A 15,785-nucleotide genomic window follows, 5' to 3' on the forward strand; every position below is an offset into this window, starting at 1 on the left:
CATCTAAACATTGGTTTTATAGTAACGCTGCTTGAAAATTTTCCGGCCAATGTGTTGAAAAAAAGCAGCACATTCTGCAGTTAGGAAGCGAATAAACTTCATAATTACTGGGAATAGTATTAAGCTGATACATGTTAAAACTAAACCTCCTCCAACATAGAAAAAGCCTGAAGCCCAGTAGCCACCAAAAAGCAGTCCAAACGATCTAATCAATATAAAAGCACCAGCGATGAATAAAGAGGTAATAATGATAGCTAAAGCAATAAAGATTGCGGCCAATGCAATCAATACTGCTACCATAACTATTACTGCTGCTAATGCTAATGGTATGCCGATGGGTGCAGCCAGAACTCCCAATAAAATAACCCAAATGGTTTTTAAGTTAGACTTGGAGCTGGTTTTGTGTGCCTCTTCTCTTTCAGGTATTGAAACTGAATAGTCCGCCATAATTTTGCGTGCTAATTGCTTGGGAGTCCCTAACTCAGCAATTATCTCTGATTCATTATGGTAATTGCCGTCAAGTAAAAACTCCTGATAAAATTCCACAACATCTTGCATATCAGAATTAGGCAAATTAACAAGATTTTGCTTTAACTGCAAAATATAATTATCAATAACTTTATTCATTTTCTTCTCCCATAATTTGATTTATCTTAGTGCTAAAACTGTACCACTCTTTTTTAATTGTTTTTAATTCTGCTTTACCTGAAGCAGTAATTTGATAGTAATTCCTGCTTCTTCCCTGAAAAAGCCTGGTACCAACTAATAAGAATTTGTTTTCCCTTAATCTTTTCAAGACAGGATAGATGGCAGACTCAGAAATACCAAAAGTTGCTTTAGCCCAGTTTGTTATTCCACGACTATAACCACTGTTTTCTTTAATAAAAGCTAAGACAACTCCATCAAGAAGACGATTTGAAATTACTATCGTCATAATTATTTCCTCCATTATTATATTATATATAATATTGTAGAGCTTAATCAAAATGCTTTCAAGCAATTATTGAAAGTTTCACTGAATTTTTTCCTTTGTTCTTACATTCTCTAACTTATCAAACATAATTTCTTACTTGTTCTTTAAATACTCACTAAGGTTTTCTAGGTCAAGTTTTTATAGTATGATTAAAAACTAATAACTATTTTTAATAGTGGAGGTTCAATCTATGTTAATGAAACCACAACATTTACAGGTTGGAGATAAGATAGCAATAGTCAGTTTATCAGCTGGTACTCTGGGAGAGAATTTTGCTTCTCATGAACTTAAACAAGGAATTAAACACATGAAGCAACTTGGTTTACAGCCTGTTTTTATGCCCCATGCTCTCAGCGGTATTAAATACATCAAAAGTCACCTGCTAAACGCGCTGCCGATTTAAAAGCAGCATTTTTAGAACCAGATATCAAAGGAATCATTGCCGCAATTGGTGGGGATGATACCTACAAGACACTGCCTTATTTAATGGCAGATCAGGAATTTAAAACTGCTGTTTTTGAGCATCCCAAGTTGTTTAGTGGTTTTTCTGATACCACGAATAATCATTTAATGTTTTACAGGTTAGGAATGCAAACTTTTTATGGTCCAAGCTTTTTAACTGATTTTGCAGAGCTAGAAAACGAACTTTTACCTTACACCAAAAAAAGTTTAAATCATTATTTTGAGAATTCACCTGCAACCATCATTCCTGCTAGTGAAACCTGGTATGAAGAAAGAACTGATTATTCAATCAGCCAAGTTGGCAAAAAAAGGATAAACCACCAAGATACTGGTTATGAGGTGCTACGCGGTCACGGAAAAATTCGGGGAAGACTATGGGGTGGTTGTATTGATAGCCTTTACAATGACTTAGTCCCTAATCGTTATGAAGACGAACCGCCTATCGCCAGTCAATATCATCTCATGCTTACAGAGGAAGAAGCTCAAGATAAAATATTATTTATAGAAACATGCGAAGAAAAACCAGCTCCTGAATTTTATCGTAAAGAAGTAGCTAAATTGGCTGAAGTGGGTATTTTAGGCAATGTGCGAGCTATTTTAGTTGGTAAACCGCAGGATAAAAAATATTTTTCTGAGTATAAAAAAGTCTTACTGGAAGAGACTGCTACCTTTAATACACCAATTTTATATAATGTAAATATTGGACATGCTTATCCCCGTGCTGCTCTGCCATACGGCGCGCTAACACAAATTGATTTTGAAAAACCAGAGATAAAAGTTCTGGAACCCTGGTTTGCCTAATCTGAAATTATTTTAAAAAAATATTTGCCTTTTTTTAGTCATTGTGTATTATATATATATTACAGCGATACAAAGAAAGAAGGAAAATCTATGAGTTTACTTGAAACTCGTGGTGTAACTCGCACCTATGGCAAAGGTGCAACTAAGTTTGATGCCTTACGTGGAATAAATTTACAGATTAACAAAGGTGATTCGGTGGCTATCATTGGCAAAAGTGGTTCGGGTAAGTCTACCTTGATGCACATCCTGGCACTTCTTGACCACCCCACTACTGGCAGCGTCTTTTTAAATAATAAACCCACAAGTAAAATTAAGAATAAAGCATTAAATAAGCTGCGCAATCAAACATTTGGTTTTGTTTTTCAACAGTTTTTCTTAAACGCTCAAGACAGCGTATTGGAAAATGTCATGCTCCCTCTAAAAATAGCTAGAGTCACAGGCAGAGAGCGCCGTACAAAAGCTCTAGCAGCAATCAAGGCAGTTGGATTAGAAAGTAAAGTCAAAAATAAGGCCAGTGCTCTATCAGGGGGACAAAAGCAACGGGTCTGTATTGCACGTGCTTTAGTCAATGATCCCCAAATCATTTTTGCTGATGAGCCGACAGGAAATTTGGATTCAGCTACCAGCGAGAATATTGAAAATATTTTATTTAAATTACATCAAGAAGAAAATATCACTTTAATAATTGTTACCCACGATCCGGATTTAGCCAAAAAGTGTGAACGTCAGATTCAGATTAAAGATGGTCAAGTGGTAGGAGGAACACAGCAATGAAATTTCATGATATTCTTAACTCGGCGGCTACAAACTTATGGCACAATAAAGGAAGAACATTCCTAACCATTATTGCTGTTTTCATTGGTTCCCTAACTATTGCCATTACTATGGGTATTAATAATGGTGTTAATGATTATTTGAAAAAGCAAGTCGGCAATGTTGGTAAAACTGAGCAAATGTCTATTTTGCCTGGGAGTTCCAGTCAAGATACGAATGAACCTCAAAAATATAATACCAAGAAGAGCAGCCAAAACGCTGATGGTATGATGGACAAAAACGACGTTAAAAAAATCAAATCTGTTAAAGGCTTAAAAGATTTTAAAGCGTTAAAGGACTGTGATGTTGACTATGTCCAAGGCCCTAATAAAACTAAATATCTTATAATTGCGCAAATAACGGAAGGAATCAATTACGACCTGAAAGTTGGTCACCAAGTTGCAACTAGCGGAAAAAAGGCCCAGATTTTAATCACTAAACCAATGGTTAAATCTTATGGTTTCAAAAATGCTCAAGATGCACTCGGTAAAAAAGTTACTTTAGTGACAAAATCACCCGTTACCAGGAAAAAAACCAAAATATCTGCTACGGTTGTTGGAGTCAGAAATGATAGTATAGTATCAAAAGGTTTTGCCATTTACAGTAATGGCTTAGGGCAAAAAATAATTGCCGCCAACCAAAAAGGTCTTCCGCATGCATTAAAAGATAAGTATGTTAGTGTTATTGCTACTCCTGTTAACAAGAGTGCCAGCAGCATTAAGAAAGTTGAAGATAATTTAACTAAAAAAGGATATTCCGGTATGACTCTTAAGGAAGCAGTCAATGAACTTTTCCTAACATTCAACGCAGTCACTGGGGTTTTAATTGTTTTTGGAGCTATCGCATTAGTAGCTGCCTGCTTTGGAGTAATTAATACCTTGTACATGTCAGTGAGAGATCGTACAAAAGAAATTGGTCTTATGAAGGCATTAGGGCTTAGCAAAGGTAAAGTATTTTCCATCTTCAGCTGCGAAGCGATCTTAATTGGTTTGTTTGGCTCTTCATTGGGATTATTACTGGCAATGGGCTTAGGTAGTGCCATAAACAATTTTGCTGCTAAGTCATTCTTAAAAGGGCTGGATGGTTTTACCTTAATTCAGTTCAACTGGACTAGTAGCATACTAATTATTGGCATCATTTGTCTAATTACCTTTTTAGCAGGAACACTGCCTGCCAAACGAGCAGCAAAATTAGATCCCATCACTGCTTTAAGATATGAATAAATAATTGCAACATTAAAAAACGCCAGATAATATCTGACGTTTTTTGCCTTTCTTTTATTCAAATAACTACACCTTATTAGATTTTTTATTTAATCAGCATCTATAATACATTTGATTTTAGATGCTACTAGTTTTTCCATCACTTTCATATCCACTGGCCTATATGCAGTATCTATACACTCGTCCCAATATTCTAAGTGTTTTTGATCAATATAACTATCCGAATCTTCGACTGCATTTCCTCCTTCTCCTTGCATAGAATACCAATAAAAGTATGTGTAACCATCCGCACACTCCTCTTTAAATACAGTCTCAATATACATTCTTTCTCCCGCCATTGTTGCTACAGTATCTTGATGATGTTCATTTAAAAAGTCCATCCATTCCTGTGCCTTCGCTTCTTTTCCTTTTTTAATGCGAAAACGGGTTAATTCAGTTTTTGTCATAATTCTACTTTAATCCTATCTAATCTAAACAAAAGGTACCAAACTTATGTTGGTGCCTTAAATTTTTATAATAAATGGTGTAATTCGTTAAAAATAAATAACTAGCGCTTTCTTAAGACCTAGTTTGAATAACATTTATTTGACTAAATTTCAAGAAGCTTTAAATATCAGGTATTCCCATACTTTTCTGAAAAACACTGTTTCAATAAATTTCTACTAACTTCATCTGAGTGGTGTTAATTTAGCTAAAAAATACCAAAAAATACCAAAAAAACACTCCATGGTGTGAACCATGAAGTGTTTTGAAACCTTGATATAATCGTGTTGATTAACGTTTACTAAATTGTGAAGCCTTACGAGCCTTCTTAAGACCTGGTTTCTTACGTTCAACCATTCTTGGATCACGAGTTAAGAAACCGGCCTTCTTCAGTGGACCACGAAAATCAGGATCTACTTCGAGAAGAGCACGAGCAATTCCTAAACGAATAGCTCCAGCTTGACCTGAGAAACCTCCGCCATTGACATTAACCTTAACATCATATTGATTTTCAGTTTCAGTCAAAGTCAAAGGTTGCTTCAAATCCTTAACTAAATTAGGAAAAGGAATGTATTGATCAATATCTTTATTATTAGCGGTAATTTTACCACTACCTGGTACTAAACGAACACGAGCAACAGAATTCTTGCGCCGACCAGTACCTGCATATGCGACTTGTTGTGCCATTATTTAACCTCCTAGATTAATTTGTTAATGTCTAATTTTTCAGGCTTTTGTGCTTCGTGCTTATGGTCAGCACCAGCATAAACATGCATCTTCATAAACTCTTGATGACCAAGAGTGTTTTTAGGAAGCATACCCTTAACTGACAATTCAACTAATCTAACTGGATTATTAGCCAGCAAGTCTCCGGCTGGAGTGGCCTTTATGCCACCACGGTAATCAGAGTGATGGTAGTAAATCTTGTCAGTAGCTTTCTTACCTGTTAACTTTAGTTTAGCGGCATTAATTATAATGACGTTATCACCAGTGTCAACATTTGGTGTATATTGAGGCTTATTCTTACCTCTTAAAATAGTTGCTACTGCAGTTGACAGACGACCTAAAGATACATCTGTTGCGTCAATAACATACCACTTACGTTCAATTTCATTAGGTTTCGCTAATTGTGTAGTACGCAATTTAATTTCCTCCGTTTATACGTTGTTTGAAAACAATAAGATTCCGGGGCCTATCGTGGACAAACATACTTTAATATAATAATTCTTTTCAACTAAAAAGTCAATATTATTCCCTGTCGAGCCTATATTTTTTAGGTATATCATCATAAAAAACATGATATAAGAATAACCCACTTGCCTGAGCAGTTTCTCTTACCTGCTCACGATCCTGTGCCATTATTACCCGGGGAATATCATTAACAGGACGTTTACCCCTACCAATTTCTAATAACATTGCTACTAAAATACGGACCATATTGTAAAGAAAACCAGAGCAGATAAAATCAAAGACAATTTCATTATTCTGCTTATCTTTTTGGATATTTACATAAAACATGGTACGAACCTTGTTCTTAATTTGGCCACCACTAGCTGCAAAGCTGGTAAAATCATGTGTTCCCAGTAAATCAAAAGAAGCCTTTTTCATTTTTTCCACATCAACTGGATAAGGATAATGTCCCGTATAGAGACGCTTAAAGGGGTCGACAAATCTGTCTAAACTAACGCGATAGCGATACCACTTACCTTTAGCGCTATACCGCACATGAAAATTTTCATCTACGATGTCACATTTTTTAAAAACAATGTCGAGCGGCATGAGCGAATTTAACGCACAAATCATTCTTTCTGGTGGAATTGGTTTATCAGGATAGTCAAAATGAATTACCTGTCCCAATGCATGAACTCCTGCATCAGTACGGCCTGAACCCTCAACAACCACATTCTTGCCCTTAGTCATTTTAGATAAGGCAGCTTCAATCGTTCCTTGCACAGTTCTTTGATGAGGTTGATACTGAAAGCCATGGAAAAGGTGTCCGTCATAAGCAACCGTCATTTTATATCTTGTTGTCATTAATGTGTCCTAAATATTAATAAAAGCCCTAATAGCAAAATGAAATAAATCAAGTTAATAAGATCAACATTGGACCATTTTAAGATTCTGAATTTTGTCCTAACTTGATCTCCACGATACCCACGTGATTCCATCGCAGTTGATAAATCGATCGCTGTTTCTAACGAATTAATAAATAGCGGAACCAGAAGAGGGGTAATTGCCTTTGCCCTGGTAACTAACCCGCCATTATTAAAATCTGCGCCTCGTGAACGTTGGGCATTCATAATTTTTAAAGTTTCATCAAATAAAGTTGGTACAAATCGTAAAGCTATTGACATTATTAGAGCGATTTTATCGACCGGAACATGAACTATTTTTAATGGTTTCAATAGCCATTCAATAGCATCAGCAATTTCAAGTGGTTTAGTAGTAACAGTCATTACTGTAGAAATTAAGATGATCACTGTAAAGCGGATAAAAATATAAATAGCATTGGTTATACCATAACTAGACAATGCAAAAATTGTCCACTGCCAATAGACAGTTCCACCAACTGAGAAAAACAATTGCAAAAAGGACGTGAACAAAATTAACCAAATTAGGGGTTTAACTCCATCCCAAAAGACTTTAGGTTTTAGTTTAGTGGCAGCTACAGCAGCTATACTAAAAATAGTTACAATTAGGTAAGAAACTGGATTATTGGCTAAAAATACGAATAAAATAAAAATGATAGTTGCCAGTAATTTTCCTCTGGGATCCATACGATAAATTATCGAGTCACCAGCTACATAACGGCCAATTAAGATTTTACTCACATTCTCACCCCTTTAAATTGGTTTCTATATCTTTTACTAAGTCAGCTATAGTTAATGGTAATTTTGCAAAATGATAGTTTTGCAATTTTGTGGCAAACAAGGAAGGCTTAGGCTCTTCTAAATGATGCTCTTGTAACCAATTGCGATCTTTAAAAATTTCTCTTGGTGTAGCTTGTTTAATCATTTTACCGTGTTCCATGACTAAAACATTTTCAGCATAATTGGCTACATCATCCATATTATGAGTAACTAAGATTACAGTATGCCCTTCTTTTTGATATTCAGAAAAAAGTGCCATCATTTGTTTACGTGCTTCAGGATCAAGACCAGCGGCTGGTTCATCTAAACAGAGAATATCTGGCTCATAAGCCATAACACCGGCTATCGCTACCCTTCTCATTTGTCCGCCAGATAATTCAAAAGGTGATCGTTTACCAATCTCTTCAGGTAAGCCAACTTTTTTTAACCAAAACTTGGCACTTGCAAGAGCTTTTTCATTATCATAACCAAAGTTTTTAGGACCAAAAGCAATATCATCTATTACCGTATTTTCAAATAGTTGTGCTTCTGGAAATTGAAAAACCAGACTAACATGTCTTCTCAATTCTTTTAAATTTTTATTGGTAGTTTCTGGTGTGATAGTTGTGCCAGCTATTTCTATTTTCCCAGATGTAGGTCTAATTAGAGCATTAAAATGTTGCATAAGTGTCGATTTACCACTACCAGTATGACCAATTATTGCATTAAAAGAACCTTCTTGCAGCTCGAAAGAAACATTGTCTAAACCTTTTTTTTCAAGTGGTGTTTCTGGAGAATAGATGTAACTTACATGTTCGAATTTAATTGACATAAATAATTGATCAACTCTTTTTCTGAATCTACACTAGCTGGTATTTCAACAGAGTCAGCCAGTAACTTTGCTTTGACTTGCTCATAAAATGGTACATCCAAGCCCAACTTTTTCAACAGATCAACTTGACTAAAGACATCTTTAGTACTGCCCTTAGTAATTAATTTACCATCATTCATTACTAAGACCTGATCAGCCATATTAGCTTCATCAATATCATGCGTAATTGAAATTACTGTCAAGTCATATTTATTCTTCATCGCTTGCACTATTGATAATATTTGGTCCCTACCTTCAGGATCAAGCATTGACGTAGCTTCATCCAGTACAATAATTTTAGGTTTAATAGCCAGTATCCCAGCAATTGCTACTCTTTGTTTTTGTCCTCCTGAAAGATTTGCTGGTTCAGCATTGGTGTATTCGCTCATCCCCACTGCCTTAATTGCTTCAGGAACAATCTTTACCATTTCAGTGTGCGAAACACCGCGATTCTCTAGGCCAAATGCGACATCATCAGCCACTGTAGCTCCCACAAATTGATTGTCAGGAGTTTGAAAGACAATTCCAACTTTGTTTCGAACTTCCCAAACCGTATCATCATTTAGTTTTAAGCCGTCCACTTCAATTTCAGGTTTTCCTTTTTCATCAGGTACCAGTAAACCATTAATCAGGCGGATAATTGTCGACTTGCCACTGCCATTATGGCCAATAATTGATGTCCATGAACCCCGTTTAATATCAAAACTAATGTTGTCTATAGCGGGAGTTTCTGACTCTGGATACGTAAAGCTTACATTTTTTATTTTGATAATACTGTCAGTTGTCGTCATACTCTCACCGTCCTAAAAAGTCTGATTCAATTGTACCAAAAATATTATGATTTCTGAACAAAGTTTGCAATCTTTCTATTTTTATCATTACTATCTGGCTTTTTTTTAATAAATTTTAGCAATATCAAAAAAAGTAGCTTTTAATTAAGTGATTTTTACTTTGTTTGCAGCAGTGTAATTCATTTTGCCTCACTAAATTAAAGTATTAAAACTGAATATGAGGTAAAAGTCAATTAAGTTTTATTTGCACACTGTCTATTAACTAAAATCTAAAGCAAAAAAAATCATCCATGAGGAGGGATAAATTACTTTATCTAAGCTAGACTAAACTTTCGTCATCATCTTAACGCTTATTCTCACTCTCACGGATAATTCTTAATAGCTATTAAGTTTAGATTATTCGAATTAAACTAATTCTAGAATAACCATTGGAGCTGCATCACCTTTACGGGCAGTAGCAAGCTTCATAATTCTGGTGTAACCACCATTTCTGTCTTTGTAACGAGGTGCCACATCGCTAAAAAGCTTCTGTAAAGCTGATTTAACAACTACTGCATCTTTTTCTTCATGAATATCTGCAACTTCATCACGAATAAAAGCAGCGGCTCTTCTTCTTGCGGCTAAATCTCCACGCTTACCTAAAGTGATCATCTTTTCGGCAGTCTTGCGAACTTCTTTAGCACGTGTTTCAGTAGTAGTAATGCGTTCATTCATGATCAATTGAGTAGTCATTTCTCTTAACATTGCTTTTCTATGTGCACTGTCTCGTCCCAATTTACGGTATGCCATCAGTTTACCTCCTTTATTTTTCGAAATTAATCTTCTTGACGAAGTGATAGTCCCAAGTCAGCTAACTTGTTTTTAACTTCTTCCAACGATTTCCGTCCTAAATTGCGTACACGCATCATATCTGCTTCTGTCTTATCAGTCAGTTCTTGCAGTGTATTAATTCCGGCACGTTTAAGACAATTGTATGAACGAACAGAAAGATCAAGCTCTTCAATTGTCATTTCAAGCTTCTTTTCTGCCGTATCGTCCTCTTTTTCAACCATCACATCATTGAATTTAGTATTTGCATCAGCAGTTTCAAACACTTTAAAGTGTGCGACTAAAATTTTAGCAGCGAAACTGAGGGCATCGTTAGGCTTGATTGAACCATCTGTCCAAATCTCTAAGGTGAGCTTATCAAAATCGTCTCTTTTACCAACACGAGTTGATTCAACTTGGTAATTAACTTTCTTTATTGGTGAAAACAAAGAATCAACCGGAATAACCCCAATTGGCATATCCTCACTCTTGTTGTCACTTGCTGCAACGTAGCCACGGCCATTTTGGACAGCAATTTGCATATGCAAATGACCACCATCAGCAATAGTACAAATATATTGATCAGGATTCAGGATTTGAATATCAGCGTCAGCTTTAAGATCATCGGCGGTTACAGTAGCCGGACCCTCTACGTCAATTTCAATAATTTTTTGTTCATCTGAAAAAGACTTTAATTCAAGTTTCTTAAGGTTCAGGATTATCTTAGCGACATCTTCTCTTACGCCTGGAACGGTTGAGAATTCGTGTAAGACATCATCTATTTGAACGTAAACAAGTCCTGTACCTGGGATAGATGTCAGTAAAACTCTACGTAATGAGTTACCTAAAGTAGTACCAAAGCCTCGTTCAAGTGGTTCAATAACAAATTTACCATACGACTTTTCTTGGTCCACAACGGTAATATTTGGTTTTTCAAATTCAATCATTACTAGGCCCCTTTCAAAACGCAATGTCCTTCATTAAGAACAAAATTAAACACGACGACGTTTTGGTGGTCTAGAACCATTGTGAGGAACTGGGGTAACATCACGAATTGCAGTGATTTCAAGCCCAGTCGCTTGTAGCGATCTAATAGCAGATTCACGGCCAGCACCAGGACCTTTAACAGAAACTTCAACATGTTTCATGCCTTGATCCATTGCGCTCTTAGCTGCTGCTTCGGCTGCCATTTGTGCCGCAAATGGTGTAGACTTACGACTACCTTTAAAGCCTAATGCACCAGCTGAAGACCAAGCAATTGCATTGCCTTGAACGTCAGTAATCATGACTAAAGTATTGTTAAACGTAGAATGGATATGAGCAACGCCTTTTTCAACGTGCTTCTTCACACGGCGTTTACGTGCTGTTTTAGGCATCAATAAACCTCCTTAAAATTTTTATTTATTCTTTTTACTACCCTTACGTGTACGAGCATTATTCTTGGTATTTTGACCACGAACTGGAAGTCCACGACGGTGGCGAATACCACGATATGAACCAATATCAATTAACCGCTTAATGTTCATGCTGACTTCTCTACGTAAGTCACCTTCAACACGGTATTTATCAACTTCTGCACGAAGCTTCTCTTGGTCATCTGGAGTCAAATCTTTTGAACGTATGTCTTCAGAAACACCAGCATCCGCACAAATCTTTTGTGCTGTTGGTTCACCAATACCATAAATATAAGTTAATGCAACAACTATTCTTTTATCTCTTGGTAAGTCAACACCAGCAATACGTGCCATAAATTGCACCTCCTATTTTTCTAACCTTGACGTTGCTTGTGCTTTGGATTTGCAGAGCAAATAACCATTACACGACCATTTCTTTTAATTATCTTACAATGTTCACACATTGGTTTAACAGATGGTCTAACCTTCATGTTTCCCTCCGTTATTACTTTATAAATCGATAAGTTATTCTACCTTTAGTTAAATCATAAGGAGAAAGTTCAACTGTAACACGGTCTCCGGGTAAAATTCGAATATAATGCATTCTAATCTTACCGGAAACATGTGCTAAAATCACTGCTCCATTTTCCAATTCAACTTTAAACATAGCATTAGGCAAGGTATCAACAACCTTACCTTTTACTTCTATGACATCATCTTTTGCCAAAGCCGTTCCTCCGCATTTAAACAGTCATACTTTGAAATTATAACACGGAAAAGTAAATATACAAATTATTGCTTTTTACTTAAAACCGCATCAACATTTTTGAAAACTTCTTCAGGTGTTTGTTCACCATCAACAACAGTTAACAAACCTTTTTTCTGGTAAAAGTCCTTTAGCGGTGTATTCATCTTTTCATTTACTTCTAAACGATTTTTTACTACTTCAGGCTTGTCATCTTCACGTTGATAAAAGTCATGACTGCCACAACGATCACAAGTCCCTTTAACTTGGGGCATTTTTGTAATCTTATTATAAGTAGCACCACAATTTTTGCACATAAAGCGTGCTGACAAACGTTTTACTAAAGTTTCTTCTTTAACTTCAAGTGAAATTACGTTTGTTAATTGTTTATTGACACGTTTAGCAATATCTTCAAAAAGTTCCGCCTGAACAATAGTCCGTGGAAAACCATCTAAGATGTAACCCTCTTTAATATCAGGTTGACCTATACGTTCTTCAACTAATTTGGCAGTAACTTCGTCCGGTACCAAATTACCTTTATCAATGTAACTTTTAGCTTCAAGACCAACTTTAGTCTCATTAGCCATTGCTTCTCTAAACATATCCCCAGTTGAAATATGAGTTAGATGATATTTATCGACAATTTGTTCTGATACCGTACCTTTGCCCGCACCAGGCAAACCTAAAAGAAATATATTAATCATTTATCCGTCCCTATCTGATGAATCCAACGTATTCTCTCTTCATTAACAATCCGTTAATTTGACGAGATAGTTCCAAGACGACACCAATAACAATTAAAAGACTGGTACCGCCTAATCCAATTGAACTTGGTAAATCCCAAAAATTAGTAGCAAGTTGTGGTAATAAAGCTACAAGTCCTAAAAATACAGATCCTACTGTTGATAATCTTATCAATACCTTAGAAACATAATCTTGTGTATCTTTACCCGGCCAAACACTTGGGATATAAGCGCCCTGCTTCTGCAAATTCTTAGCCAGCTTCTCAGGGTTAACCTGAACAAAAGCATAGAAGAATGTGAACAGAATTATTAAAACAGTATAAATTATAACCCCAGGTGTAGTTTGCATACTAAAGATATTAGTCATTATCTTGTACCACTGCTGGTCGCCTTGAGACTTTTGGAAAGCCATTAAAATTGTTGCCGGTGTGATGATGAAAGAACTAGCAAAAATAACTGGAATAACACCAGAAACATTAACTTTCAATGGCAAAAAACTTTCAGAGCCACTAATAGTTGCTCTTCTTGTATATTGTATTGGAATTCGGCGATCTGCCTGTTCTACCCATGTAACTACTTGCGTTACGATAAGTATTGCAATGATAATCGCGATGAAGAACAAAATCCCTTGCCAACGATCACTCGCACTGTTGTTAATAACGTCTTCTTTATAAAGCTGCCACAGTCCTCGCGGTAGCCTAGCAATAATACCTGCAAAAATAATAACAGAAACTCCATTGCCTAGACCCTTATCAGTGATTTCATCACCTAACCAGGTTAGCAACATTGTTCCGGCAGTCATTACAATTGCAATCTCAAAGTAGGACTGCCAAGTCTGTGACTTGACTAACCCCATCTCAGTCAAAGCATTGAAACCAAGCGTGATACCAATACTTTGGATGAATGCCACAAACAATGCAAGCACACGGGTTACGTTATTAGTCTTACGGCGTCCTACTTCTCCTTGTTTACCCCATTCTACCAACGTTGGAACTATGTCCATTTGTAAAAGTTGAATAACAATTTGTGCAGTAATGTAAGGTGAAACACCTAAAGAGAATATTGAATAGTTATCAAGTCCACCACCAGAAACAGTATCCAGCATTGGGACCAAACCAGTTTGTGCAACTTGAGTAATCGCTTTTGCGTTGACACCTGGAACAGTGATATTAGCTCCAATTCGGTAAATCAAAAGAATAAAGAGTGTGAAATAAATTTTATTTCTAATTTCTTTATCCTTAAAGGCGTTCTTCAAGGTCGAAAACATTAGATCACCTCAACAGATCCGCCTGCATCTTCAACTGCTTTCTTCGCAGCGGCGGAAACTTTGTTAATCTTTACGTTTAACTTAACTTTTAACTCACCTTTTGCAAGCAACTTAACGCCTGATAATTCTTTCTTTACCAAACCTTTTTCTTTAAGACTAGCAACTGTAACTTCGTTACCATCTTCAAACTTGTTTAAATCATCTAAGTTAATGATTGCATACTCTTTGCGGTTAACGTTCTTAAATCCACGCTTTGGCATAGTTCTGAATAATGGCATTTGACCACCTTCAAAGCCTAAACGGGTATGACCGCCTTGGCGAGACAATTGTCCCTTTTGGCCACGGCCAGAAGTTTTTCCAAAACCACTTGAAGTACCACGACCAACACGTTTTCTAGTATTGCGTGAACCTTCAGCAGCATGTAATTCATGAAGCTTCATTAATTTGGCACCTCCTCAATTAACTAATTATTAATTTCTTCAACTGAAATCAAGTGGGCAATTTTCATCAATGCACCACGAGTTGCAGCATTGTCTGGTAAAGTAGTTGTACTGTTAATTCTACCTAAACCAAGAGCTTTCACAACTTTTCTTTGGTTAGGCAGACGGTGTGCAGCACTTCTAATTAAAGTAACTTTTAATTCAGTCATTTATCCTGTCTCCCTAATCTAATTCAGCGTGACGAAGCTTTTCAACGTCTTCACTTGTTCTAAGTTTCTTCAAACCATCTATTGTTGCACGAACAACATTAATTGGAGTATTAGAACCAAGTGACTTGGAAGTAACATCAGCAATACCAGCCATATCCATAACGATACGAACGGCACCACCAGCAGCAACACCAGAACCAGCTGGAGCAGGTTTAATCATAATATTACCTGAGCCATAATGACCAATTACTTCATGAGGAATAGTAGTGCCAACCTTAGGAACTTTGATCATGTTCTTTTTACCAGCTTCAACGGCCTTACGGATTGCTTCTGGAACTTCTTGAGCTTTACCAGTACCAAAGCCTACACGACCTTTTTTGTCGCCAACGATTACCAAGGCAGCAAATCTCATTCGTTGACCACCCTTGACAACCTTGGTGACACGATTAATTGCTACTAACTGATCTTCGATGTCGTCCTTATTTCTGCGATTATTGCGAGAATCGTTGCGGTTTGCCATGTATTTATCTCCTTTCCTAGAACTCTAATCCGTTTTCACGAGCGGCATCTGCCAAAGCTGAAATACGGCCGTGGTATAAATAACCACTTCTGTCAAACACTACACTAGTAATGTTTTTAGCTTTCGCTGCTTCAGCAATATTCTTGCCAACAGCTTGAGCTTGTTCTACTTTAGTCTGATCCTTAGCTACAGCATCATCTAAAGTTGAGGCACTTGCTAGCGTTACACCCGCTACGTCATCAATTAATTGAGCGTAGATGTTTTTGTTTGAACGGAAAACGCTTAAGCGTGGGCGCTCAGCAGTACCAGAAATTTTGCTACGAATACGTTTGTGACGCTTTAAGCGCAATTTGTTCTTATCTGGTTTTGAAATCACAATTTCACCTCAAAAATT

The 15,785-nt window shown here is 36.6% G+C and carries 23 protein-coding genes and 1 pseudogene; 3 read left to right on the top strand and 21 right to left on the bottom strand.

Going from position 1 to position 15,785, the window contains the following annotated elements:
- Positions 1-3: 3 nt before the first annotated feature.
- Both F5ESL0259_RS06360 and F5ESL0259_RS06365 read right to left on the bottom strand, forming a co-directional pair.
- The gene (locus F5ESL0259_RS06360; protein ID WP_122037875.1) at positions 4-627 is read right to left on the bottom strand and encodes a DUF1700 domain-containing protein; all 624 of its coding nucleotides are present in this window, start codon (positions 625-627) and stop codon (positions 4-6) included.
- Positions 620-934, bottom strand: coding sequence for a PadR family transcriptional regulator (locus tag F5ESL0259_RS06365; RefSeq protein WP_158596002.1), 315 nt, complete (start codon positions 932-934; stop codon positions 620-622). The genes F5ESL0259_RS06360 and F5ESL0259_RS06365 overlap by 8 nt, the downstream gene beginning before the upstream one ends.
- A 229-nt stretch (positions 935-1,163) precedes the next feature.
- On the opposite strand from F5ESL0259_RS06365, the pseudogene F5ESL0259_RS06370 reads away from it, so the two are divergent.
- The 3 genes and pseudogenes from F5ESL0259_RS06370 to F5ESL0259_RS06380 all read left to right on the top strand — a co-directional run bounded on the left by F5ESL0259_RS06370 (position 1,164) and on the right by F5ESL0259_RS06380 (position 4,272).
- Positions 1,164-2,236: pseudogene (locus tag F5ESL0259_RS06370) on the top strand (S66 peptidase family protein).
- Between the two features lie 90 nt (positions 2,237-2,326).
- Entirely contained in the window at positions 2,327-3,010 is a 684-nt protein-coding gene (locus F5ESL0259_RS06375; RefSeq protein WP_122037877.1) for an ABC transporter ATP-binding protein, read from the top strand.
- Positions 3,007-4,272, top strand: a complete 1,266-nt coding sequence (locus tag F5ESL0259_RS06380) for an ABC transporter permease (protein WP_122037878.1) — start codon at positions 3,007-3,009, stop codon at positions 4,270-4,272. Before F5ESL0259_RS06375 ends, F5ESL0259_RS06380 begins: the two co-directional genes overlap by 4 nt.
- An 89-nt stretch (positions 4,273-4,361) precedes the next feature.
- Here F5ESL0259_RS06380 and F5ESL0259_RS06385 read toward each other — a convergent pair whose 3' ends face one another.
- The 19 genes from F5ESL0259_RS06385 to rplR form a co-directional block, all read right to left on the bottom strand.
- Positions 4,362-4,718 carry a DUF6176 family protein gene (locus F5ESL0259_RS06385; protein WP_122037879.1) on the bottom strand — a complete coding sequence of 119 codons (357 nt, stop codon included), beginning with the start codon at positions 4,716-4,718 and terminating at the stop codon, positions 4,362-4,364.
- A 328-nt stretch (positions 4,719-5,046) separates the two neighbouring features.
- A complete protein-coding gene (gene rpsI / locus F5ESL0259_RS06390) occupies positions 5,047-5,442 on the bottom strand; it encodes a 30S ribosomal protein S9 (protein ID WP_034980394.1) in 396 nt (131 codons plus the stop codon).
- Positions 5,443-5,453: 11 nt separating this feature from the next.
- The gene (gene rplM / locus F5ESL0259_RS06395) at positions 5,454-5,897 is read right to left on the bottom strand and encodes a 50S ribosomal protein L13 (RefSeq protein WP_122037880.1); all 444 of its coding nucleotides are present in this window, start codon (positions 5,895-5,897) and stop codon (positions 5,454-5,456) included.
- A 106-nt stretch (positions 5,898-6,003) separates the two neighbouring features.
- Positions 6,004-6,789, bottom strand: coding sequence for a tRNA pseudouridine(38-40) synthase TruA (gene truA, locus F5ESL0259_RS06400; protein ID WP_122037881.1), 786 nt, complete (start codon positions 6,787-6,789; stop codon positions 6,004-6,006).
- Positions 6,789-7,586 carry an energy-coupling factor transporter transmembrane protein EcfT gene (locus F5ESL0259_RS06405; RefSeq protein WP_122037882.1) on the bottom strand — a complete coding sequence of 266 codons (798 nt, stop codon included), beginning with the start codon at positions 7,584-7,586 and terminating at the stop codon, positions 6,789-6,791. The genes truA and F5ESL0259_RS06405 overlap by 1 nt, the downstream gene beginning before the upstream one ends.
- Positions 7,587-7,590: 4 nt before the next feature.
- Positions 7,591-8,436, bottom strand: a complete 846-nt coding sequence (locus F5ESL0259_RS06410; RefSeq protein WP_122037883.1) for an energy-coupling factor transporter ATPase — start codon at positions 8,434-8,436, stop codon at positions 7,591-7,593.
- Positions 8,412-9,266, bottom strand: coding sequence for an energy-coupling factor transporter ATPase (locus tag F5ESL0259_RS06415; RefSeq protein ID WP_122037884.1), 855 nt, complete (start codon positions 9,264-9,266; stop codon positions 8,412-8,414). The genes F5ESL0259_RS06410 and F5ESL0259_RS06415 overlap by 25 nt, the downstream gene beginning before the upstream one ends.
- Positions 9,267-9,671: 405 nt before the next feature.
- A complete protein-coding gene (gene rplQ / locus F5ESL0259_RS06420) occupies positions 9,672-10,055 on the bottom strand; it encodes a 50S ribosomal protein L17 (RefSeq protein WP_046325341.1) in 384 nt (127 codons plus the stop codon).
- A 26-nt stretch (positions 10,056-10,081) separates the two neighbouring features.
- Entirely contained in the window at positions 10,082-11,020 is a 939-nt protein-coding gene (locus F5ESL0259_RS06425; RefSeq protein WP_046325342.1) for a DNA-directed RNA polymerase subunit alpha, read from the bottom strand.
- Positions 11,021-11,065: 45 nt separating this feature from the next.
- A complete protein-coding gene (gene rpsK / locus F5ESL0259_RS06430; protein ID WP_034980403.1) occupies positions 11,066-11,449 on the bottom strand; it encodes a 30S ribosomal protein S11 in 384 nt (127 codons plus the stop codon).
- Between the two features lie 21 nt (positions 11,450-11,470).
- Positions 11,471-11,821, bottom strand: coding sequence for a 30S ribosomal protein S13 (rpsM, locus tag F5ESL0259_RS06435; protein ID WP_034980405.1), 351 nt, complete (start codon positions 11,819-11,821; stop codon positions 11,471-11,473).
- A 20-nt stretch (positions 11,822-11,841) separates the two neighbouring features.
- Positions 11,842-11,958 carry a 50S ribosomal protein L36 gene (gene rpmJ, locus F5ESL0259_RS06440; protein ID WP_006729432.1) on the bottom strand — a complete coding sequence of 39 codons (117 nt, stop codon included), beginning with the start codon at positions 11,956-11,958 and terminating at the stop codon, positions 11,842-11,844.
- A gap of 14 nt (positions 11,959-11,972) precedes the next feature.
- Positions 11,973-12,194, bottom strand: coding sequence for a translation initiation factor IF-1 (gene infA / locus F5ESL0259_RS06445; protein WP_034980408.1), 222 nt, complete (start codon positions 12,192-12,194; stop codon positions 11,973-11,975).
- A 65-nt stretch (positions 12,195-12,259) separates the two neighbouring features.
- A complete protein-coding gene (locus tag F5ESL0259_RS06450; RefSeq protein WP_122037885.1) occupies positions 12,260-12,916 on the bottom strand; it encodes an adenylate kinase in 657 nt (218 codons plus the stop codon).
- Positions 12,917-12,926: 10 nt separating this feature from the next.
- Entirely contained in the window at positions 12,927-14,222 is a 1,296-nt protein-coding gene (gene secY, locus F5ESL0259_RS06455; RefSeq protein ID WP_110446428.1) for a preprotein translocase subunit SecY, read from the bottom strand.
- Positions 14,222-14,662: a 50S ribosomal protein L15 gene (rplO, locus tag F5ESL0259_RS06460; RefSeq protein ID WP_046325345.1), complete on the bottom strand. Its 441-nt coding sequence runs from the start codon at positions 14,660-14,662 to the stop codon at positions 14,222-14,224. Before rplO ends, secY begins: the two co-directional genes overlap by 1 nt.
- Before the next feature lie 23 nt (positions 14,663-14,685).
- Positions 14,686-14,871: a 50S ribosomal protein L30 gene (gene rpmD, locus F5ESL0259_RS06465; RefSeq protein WP_046325346.1), complete on the bottom strand. Its 186-nt coding sequence runs from the start codon at positions 14,869-14,871 to the stop codon at positions 14,686-14,688.
- Between the two features lie 13 nt (positions 14,872-14,884).
- Positions 14,885-15,391 carry a 30S ribosomal protein S5 gene (gene rpsE / locus F5ESL0259_RS06470; protein ID WP_046325347.1) on the bottom strand — a complete coding sequence of 169 codons (507 nt, stop codon included), beginning with the start codon at positions 15,389-15,391 and terminating at the stop codon, positions 14,885-14,887.
- A gap of 16 nt (positions 15,392-15,407) precedes the next feature.
- Complete coding sequence (gene rplR, locus F5ESL0259_RS06475; protein ID WP_046325348.1) at positions 15,408-15,767, bottom strand: 50S ribosomal protein L18; 360 nt, start codon at positions 15,765-15,767, stop codon at positions 15,408-15,410.
- Between the last annotated feature and the right edge of the window lie 18 nt (positions 15,768-15,785).

Origin of the sequence: Lactobacillus sp. ESL0259 (genome assembly GCF_003693045.1) — a bacterium.
Taxonomy (GTDB): Bacteria; Bacillota; Bacilli; order Lactobacillales; family Lactobacillaceae; genus Lactobacillus; species Lactobacillus melliventris.

Coding starts and splice junctions, on each gene's coding strand:
- rpmD (WP_046325346.1), bottom strand. CDS start 14,871: ATGACTGAATTAAAAGTTACTTTAATTAGAAGTGCTGCACACCGTCTG.
- rpsM (WP_034980405.1), bottom strand. CDS start 11,821: ATGGCACGTATTGCTGGTGTTGACTTACCAAGAGATAAAAGAATAGTT.
- truA (WP_122037881.1), bottom strand. CDS start 6,789: ATGACAACAAGATATAAAATGACGGTTGCTTATGACGGACACCTTTTC.
- secY (WP_110446428.1), bottom strand. CDS start 14,222: ATGTTTTCGACCTTGAAGAACGCCTTTAAGGATAAAGAAATTAGAAAT.
- F5ESL0259_RS06450 (WP_122037885.1), bottom strand. CDS start 12,916: ATGATTAATATATTTCTTTTAGGTTTGCCTGGTGCGGGCAAAGGTACG.
- F5ESL0259_RS06410 (WP_122037883.1), bottom strand. CDS start 8,436: ATGTCAATTAAATTCGAACATGTAAGTTACATCTATTCTCCAGAAACA.
- rpmJ (WP_006729432.1), bottom strand. CDS start 11,958: ATGAAGGTTAGACCATCTGTTAAACCAATGTGTGAACATTGTAAGATA.
- F5ESL0259_RS06380 (WP_122037878.1), top strand. CDS start 3,007: ATGAAATTTCATGATATTCTTAACTCGGCGGCTACAAACTTATGGCAC.
- rpsE (WP_046325347.1), bottom strand. CDS start 15,391: ATGGCAAACCGCAACGATTCTCGCAATAATCGCAGAAATAAGGACGAC.
- F5ESL0259_RS06415 (WP_122037884.1), bottom strand. CDS start 9,266: ATGACGACAACTGACAGTATTATCAAAATAAAAAATGTAAGCTTTACG.
- F5ESL0259_RS06365 (WP_158596002.1), bottom strand. CDS start 934: ATGACGATAGTAATTTCAAATCGTCTTCTTGATGGAGTTGTCTTAGCT.
- rplQ (WP_046325341.1), bottom strand. CDS start 10,055: ATGGCATACCGTAAATTGGGACGAGACAGTGCACATAGAAAAGCAATG.
- F5ESL0259_RS06385 (WP_122037879.1), bottom strand. CDS start 4,718: ATGACAAAAACTGAATTAACCCGTTTTCGCATTAAAAAAGGAAAAGAA.
- F5ESL0259_RS06375 (WP_122037877.1), top strand. CDS start 2,327: ATGAGTTTACTTGAAACTCGTGGTGTAACTCGCACCTATGGCAAAGGT.
- F5ESL0259_RS06425 (WP_046325342.1), bottom strand. CDS start 11,020: ATGATTGAATTTGAAAAACCAAATATTACCGTTGTGGACCAAGAAAAG.
- rplO (WP_046325345.1), bottom strand. CDS start 14,662: ATGAAGCTTCATGAATTACATGCTGCTGAAGGTTCACGCAATACTAGA.
- rpsI (WP_034980394.1), bottom strand. CDS start 5,442: ATGGCACAACAAGTCGCATATGCAGGTACTGGTCGGCGCAAGAATTCT.
- rpsK (WP_034980403.1), bottom strand. CDS start 11,449: ATGCCTAAAACAGCACGTAAACGCCGTGTGAAGAAGCACGTTGAAAAA.
- F5ESL0259_RS06360 (WP_122037875.1), bottom strand. CDS start 627: ATGAATAAAGTTATTGATAATTATATTTTGCAGTTAAAGCAAAATCTT.